Annotated in this window: 6 protein-coding genes; 3 read left to right on the forward strand and 3 right to left on the reverse strand. The window is 34.4% G+C overall.

The window, feature by feature from the left end:
* On the reverse strand, positions 1-741 hold a 741-nt coding region (locus ABZA26_RS04650), incomplete at its 3' end, for a hypothetical protein (protein ID WP_372713349.1).
* Between ABZA26_RS04650 and ABZA26_RS04655 the strand changes: the two genes are divergently transcribed.
* Positions 728-1,729, forward strand: a complete 1,002-nt coding sequence (locus ABZA26_RS04655; RefSeq protein WP_372713350.1) for an HD-GYP domain-containing protein — start codon at positions 728-730, stop codon at positions 1,727-1,729. The two genes, ABZA26_RS04650 and ABZA26_RS04655, sit on opposite strands and share 14 nt — an antisense overlap.
* 42 nt (positions 1,730-1,771) lie before the next feature.
* Here the strand turns inward: ABZA26_RS04655 and ABZA26_RS04660 are convergent, their stop codons facing one another.
* Positions 1,772-2,554 carry a type II secretion system protein gene (locus ABZA26_RS04660; protein ID WP_372713351.1) on the reverse strand — a complete coding sequence of 261 codons (783 nt, stop codon included), beginning with the start codon at positions 2,552-2,554 and terminating at the stop codon, positions 1,772-1,774.
* A gap of 264 nt (positions 2,555-2,818) precedes the next feature.
* Complete coding sequence (locus ABZA26_RS04665) at positions 2,819-4,477, reverse strand: EAL domain-containing protein (protein WP_372713352.1); 1,659 nt, start codon at positions 4,475-4,477, stop codon at positions 2,819-2,821.
* Positions 4,478-4,646: 169 nt separating this feature from the next.
* Here ABZA26_RS04665 and ABZA26_RS04670 point away from each other — a divergent pair, with 169 nt between their 5' ends.
* Both ABZA26_RS04670 and ABZA26_RS04675 read left to right on the forward strand, forming a co-directional pair.
* Complete coding sequence (locus ABZA26_RS04670) at positions 4,647-5,012, forward strand: DUF805 domain-containing protein (RefSeq protein ID WP_372713353.1); 366 nt, start codon at positions 4,647-4,649, stop codon at positions 5,010-5,012.
* Positions 5,013-5,208: 196 nt separating this feature from the next.
* Positions 5,209-6,852, forward strand: coding sequence for a putative bifunctional diguanylate cyclase/phosphodiesterase (locus ABZA26_RS04675; protein WP_372713355.1), 1,644 nt, complete (start codon positions 5,209-5,211; stop codon positions 6,850-6,852).
* The last annotated feature ends 6 nt before the right edge of the window (positions 6,853-6,858 follow it).

The raw sequence follows: 6,858 nt of genomic DNA on the forward strand, positions 1-6,858 counted from the left end.
AAAATCATCCAATTCATTATCTGCTCCATTAATCCCTGAAATTTCATCAATTTCAGAAACCTCGAAAACATATTGGTAATTAACCACCATATCTTTTAAGCCCAAGCCACAAATCTCCGCTTCACAAGCAAAACTATCTTCTAACTCGACTATTGAACTAATAATATTTCCATAATGAGAAATAAATTCTTCAAAATGGTCTTGTCTCTCCAATAGCAAACTATCCCTTTGTTCCTGCTGTTCTCTGTATTTTAGCAGCCTTGTTTCACCACCCCTTTTCTCGGGGTCAGGCTCTTTCCCAAGAGGTTTGGCAAATGCAACGGATATTTCAACTCGATAAATTTCATCGTCAACTATTTCATGCCAACGAGAGTATAAATTTTCGGAAAGTATATGCTTTGGTTTCCACTCTTCTCTATCGCCCTCAATAATTTGCCAAAAATCAGCAATTCTACCAGTGGCATGTTCAGAATTAATGAAACCCGCTATTTTTTCTTCAAGTGTATTTAAATTATCTTGTGATGCCCCAATAATAAAACCATCAGCTTCCTCTGATATTATTTCAATACCAAAAGATTCTATGTCAAATTGGGCATTAATAATATCTGGATTGATTTGAAGGAAAACTGGTGCTGTTGATTCTTCTATATTAGCCAGCCCCAATTCGGCTCTTTGTCTAACAGAACCTTCCCAATCTGATTTTATATTGGCTGTACTTTTTTGAAGATTGTCAAGTGACAATGAAAATATTGTAGGACAGGTATTTCCAAATAATACAGAGCATCAAAAAGCTGTCTCCGGTTTACCTTCTTACAATATAAAACCTAAGAAAAAAAATGAAAACCTGGAAGAGTTAAAAGCGGGAAGAATTTTTGAATTTTATATACCGGTTTCTCTTGCAGGGAATGTTGTAGGAGTTGTGGAGGTCTATGAAAAGAATAACCTTCTCACAAATGACCTGAAGTATTCAAATAGGATCATCTGGATTATTATAGCAATCAATATATTAGTTTTCTATTTTTTCCGTATGTATATTTTCTTATATGCAGATAAAAGACACAATGAAACTTTAAACAGGCTGAAGCAGACTCAAGAGGTGACAATATTTGCACTGGCACATCAGGCGGAGTTACGAGACTACAACACAGGATACCATATAATCAGGACATCAAAATACGTGCAGGTCATCGGAGAAAAACTAAAAGAGCTGCAAATAGATAAAAATTTTCTAAAAGATTATGATATGCATGACCTGGAAAATGCAGCACTCCTTCATGATATTGGTAAGGTCGGAGTCAGCGACAACATACTTAACAAACCAGGGAAACTAACTGCAGAAGAGTTTGAAGAGGTAAAAAAACACTGTGAGCATGGATACAAGACTCTGCTAATAGCAAAGGAAAAACTCGGATTTACTACTTTTCTGGATCTGGCACTGGATATAGTGAGATATCATCATGAGAAATGGGACGGTTCTGGCTATCCTATGGGCTTGAAAGGTAATGAAATACCTCTCCCAGCAAGAATAATGGCGCTGTCTGATGTATATGACGCCCTGAGAAGTGAGCGCCCTTACAAAAGAGAATTTTCCCATGAAGAATCAATGGAAATAATAATAAATGAAAGCAGAAAACATTTTGATCCTCTCATTGTAAAAATATTTTTGGAAAACCATAGAGAGTTCAAAAGAATTTTTAAAGAGTTGATAGATATTGATAACTCACAATAAGATTTTATAAGTTAAAGGCAGAGGATATCCTCTGCCTTTAATTTATAAAGTTACATAATAATAGATTGTATTCCCACTGCTGTCTATGTATACTCCCACAACTGTGATCTCCTCGGTTGCAGTAATGTCCAAATTGGTGGTACCATTACCGTTATTCTTAATCTCTAAAGAATAAGGATCTGATAGCAACCCATCTGAAAATATATAGTAAACTCCCGTAAAAGAAGCGTCTGATGTATTTTTAAACTGTACTTTATTTCCACCCCCATTAAAGGAAACGACACTGTCATCCGTTTCAACAGTAGAAACGTTAAAGTAATTTGTAAGATAGGCAGTAATACTATCTGTAGAAGATTCTTCATCAGAGGTATCGTCAGAAGTATCTGTACTTCCCTCTTCTTCCCAGACTTCATTTACTTCATCACCGGTATAGTTTCCGTCCTCTAAATTGGCGTATATATCTCCCGTATCATATAAGTAAAGCCATCCCCCTATATTACTCCTTGTGGTTACGACACTATTTATTTTATCAGTATTTTCAGAGGTTGGTGTATAGGGCATCACCGACCTGCTGTAAAAATCTGTAAACTTATATGTGTCATATACTATGTCCTCTAGATTTTCATTGTTTTCCAGGTCGGGATATTCTCCGGTCCTGGCCATGTAGATCCCTATAGAGGTTCTCAGGTTTGCCAGATTACCCTGTACATTGGCAACTTTGGCTTTGCTGTTGATCTCACTGAATTTAGGGAGTGCAATGGCTGATAAAAGACCTATCACAGCTATTGAAATCATCAACTCTATTATAGTAAAAGCTCTCTTCAAAATGATCTATCCCCCCACCTTTATGAATGATATACTCATAAAGGTTATAATCTTTTTTATAAATAAAAGCAACAGAATAATATATTATTCCCCATAAAAAAAAGGCCCACACGGGCCTTTTGGACAAGGGGGTAAGTATAAATAACTCCTCAAACCTCAGGAGTTTGAATGTAACGCCTCTTAAATCTCAAATATCATACTATATTAAGATTAAAATACAATTAACTTATTCTTTATACCCTATTTATTAAGAGATCCAAGAAATTAAGCCGGTTTTTTGGTAGTGCAATACCCCCTATACCATTTGATAAAATCATCATATTTGATGGGTTTTGTGAAGTAATATCCCTGGGCATAATCACAACTCATATTTTTTAAGATTTCAAGTGCTTCTTTAGTTTCTACACCTTCTGCCACCACTTCCATACCTAAAGTATGCACTATATCTATGGTTGAACCTATGAGTTCTCTGTTTTTTTTATTGGTTTCGATATCTCTTGTAAACATTCTGTCAATCTTTATCTTGTCAAAGGGAAGATTCTGCATGTAGGAAAGGGTGGAGTAGCCTGTCCCGTAGTCATCAAGCGAAAAATCAACCCCGATTTCTTTTAAGATTTTCATTGCAGAGGATGTTTTTCTAAAGTTCTCTACATTATCCCGCTCCAAAATTTCCAGTTCCAGTTTATGAAGAGGAAGTTGATTTTTTTTGTAGTTATCTATATATCTTATGATCTTTGAATTTTCAAGAATTTTTAATGGAATATTAACAGAGATATTTATATTTATATTTTCGCTCTGCATATTTTTAATTTCTGATAAAGATGTTTTCAGAACCCATTTAGTGACTTTACTTATCATAGCTGTCTTTTCTATATAAGGTATGAAGGCATCTGGAGGTATTAATCCTTTCTCCGGATGATTCCATCTTATTAGGGCTTCTACTCCTTCTACTTCCCCGGAGCTGAGGTTGATTTTCGGGTGATAGCAAAGAAAAAATTCTCTATTGTTTATAGCTCTCGGAATCTCCAGTGAAAGGTCAAAATTCTTATTTGATTTTTTACTTAATTCAGGAGAGTATTCCTCATAAAATTTTAGATTTTTTTTAGCCGATCTTCTGGCTGTTTCTGCATTCTGAAAAATTTGCATATTACTTTCACTGCACCGGCTTATACCTATAAAGGAACTTGGGAAATATTCCATTTCCTTTCTCTTTATAGAGTTATAGATTCTCTTGTAAGTATTTTTAAAACAATCTTTTATTTCTGATCCTGAAAAAACAACTGCAAACTTATCATCTTCAAGATGAAACACATTTTGCCTGTTATTTTTTTTATCTGCCTTATTAAAAACTTCCACAAGAATAACGGATATTTTCTTTATAAAATCTGTGGCATAATCTATTCCGAAGTTTTCTATCATTTTGGGATACTCTTCAAACTTTATAACTGCCACACGGTCTTCAGGATCATATTTTATAGATCTATTTTCAAAATATTTTTTATTTGGAAGCTGAGTTACAGAATTGTACAGGGTAATAGAACTTAATCGGTCAATTATATTTAAAAGATACCTTATAACTATCCCTGAAACATATCCTGTGCATATATAGTAAAATAATCTAAATAGCCAGCTAGATCTGTCCTGCATGAGCATTGTAGCTGTATCAGCAGGCATAAAAGGTCCTAGGAATCCACCACCTGTCGCTCCTAAAAAAGCTCCCCCCAAAGGCCCGAAAACGAATCCTCCTACAATGATTACTGAAAGCTCTAGATATACATATGAATTTTTTGTTCCGCCTAAATCGTAAATCAGAAAAGCAATCAGCAGCTGTATCGATATTATGAGAGTCATGAGCAAAAATTTTCTTACAAGACTGGTCTTTTTCCAAGTTATTATTTTTTCTATTACAGCTATTATATCCATAAGAATATCACCTCACATATATATTATATAGTATAAAACATTATATACAAAGAGAAGTATTTATATGTGATAAAAATATTCAATCTCTGTTTTATAAAAGGATTGCACGGATTTTTACAGTATTTAATTTTAAGGAAAAAGAAAAATTTTATCGGTAAAAGGAGGCTCTATGAACTGGTATTTAAAGGCATTTAAAAATTATGCTGTTTTTGGAGGGCGGGCACAGAGAAAAGAGTACTGGTACTTTGTACTGTTCAATATAATATTCAGCATCCTGTTGACCGCTGTGGATTCCATGGCGGGAACTCTTGATTCCAGTACCGATGCAGGACTTTTCGGGGGTATCTATGCCCTGGTTGTTTTTGTCCCTAGCATCGCAGTGGCAGTGAGAAGGCTTCATGATGTGGATAAATCAGCGTGGTGGATGCTCATAGGGATAGTACCTGTCATAGGTGTTATCATATTATTTATATTCATGGTGAAGGATGGGGACTACAACGAAAACAGGTACGGTAAGAACCCAAAATTATATTAGTATAAATCTGTTTCACAGGCCCCTATAGGGGCCTGTTTTTTATATATTTTTTCCTTACTTATTATATATACAATATATTAGTTAAATATATATTTTTACTTTTGCATATTGACCTCATAATGTGTATATGTTATACTTTCCCATGGTTTATTCGGAGTAGACCATGTATCTTATTGAAAATAAGGAGTAATGTCCAATGAGTGTTATTTTATTGATTAAGCATCTTTCCAACTGGACAGCATTAAGAGGCTTTAGAAAAATTCTTGTAATTTTGGCTATACTTATTTTGCAGGCAGGTGTTTACACATTGGTTTACAGGACAGGAGGGATAAAGTACTCTTATTCTCATATGATGTATCTTGTGATAATAATAAGTTCTTTCTTCTTCGGGCCTATAGGGGGAACTATTTTCGGTATCTCCGGTGGTTTTATTTTGGGACCTTATATGCCTATGAATACTGCTACAATGGAAATGCAGCTTCCCTCTAATTATATATACAGAATATTTTTCTTTACACTAGTGGGAGTTTTATCCGGTTTTATAAGCCATTATCTTATAAACCTTCTCAAAAGAGTGGAAAAAAATTCTTTTTACAGTCAGACAACCGGTTTACCAAACAGAAAATATTTTGAAAATATAGAGTTCAACGAAAATAGATATTCACACCCGCACCTGATACTGATCGACCTGAAAAACTATTATAAGGCTGCGGAAGATTTGGGCTATGATTTTTTCACAGAGATGATAATAGCTTTTAAGCATTCATTTAATCGTCTGATAGATAGAAATGATTCTATGAAACTATTTCATTTCGATTCAAGTACCTTTGCAGTCCTGCTCTATGAGAAGGATCATAAAAAATCTGTTGACCTATTTCTCCGGTTTTTCGAAAACCCGGTGAAAATAAGAAAAATTGATTTCTATCCCTCTGCTTCTATAGGTGTCTCTACTTATGACGGCGATATTTTAAGATTTATAAGAGAAGCACAAATTGCAAAAGAGTTGGCAGCACAAAACTTAAAGCATTATTCAGTATTTACTCCTGAAATGTCAAAGGAATCTTCTGCAAATTTAAGTCTAATAAATGATATCCCAAGAGCCTTAAAGAAAAATGAGTTTTTCCTGTGTTATCAGCCTAAGATAAACCTGTCAAACGGCGAAATAAAGGGAGTAGAGGCTCTTATCAGATGGAATCACCCTAAGCATGGTTTAGTTCCTCCCAATGACTTTATAGAGTATACAGAGACAACTACTTTTATATCTGATATCACCCGTTGGGTTATCAATACCTCCTTAGATACACTAAGCCTTATGGAAAATTTAAATGTAAATATGAGTATAGCCGTTAATATCCCCTTAAAACTTTTGGAACATAACAAGTTTTTTTATTTTCTGGATGATTTAAAATCTTCTGGAAAACCTTTGGATAAAATAGAGTTTGAAATAATAGAGAGGGATCTGGTAAAAGACTTTGAAGCTACCGCTTCAATGATCTTACGGTACAAGGCACTGGGAATTAAATTTTCATTAGATGATTTTGGTACAGGTTATTCTACCTTGTCATACCTTCAGCAACTTCCATTGGATAAGATAAAATTAGACAGAATATTTATAAAAAGCCTTAAAAATAATAAGAAAGACAGTGATATAGTAAAATCTTCCATTGATATTGCACATATTCTCAACCTGAAAGTCGTGGCAGAAGGTGTAGAGGACAAGGAATCCCTGGATATTTTAAAAGAGATGGGCTGCGACTATGCCCAGGGATATTATTTCAGCAGACCTGTTGTATATGACGAATTTGTAAAATGGTATGAAAAATACAGCCTTACTTTATGATTAATA

This window comes from Ilyobacter sp. (assembly GCF_041583315.1).
Taxonomy (GTDB): Bacteria; Fusobacteriota; Fusobacteriia; order Fusobacteriales; family Fusobacteriaceae; genus Ilyobacter.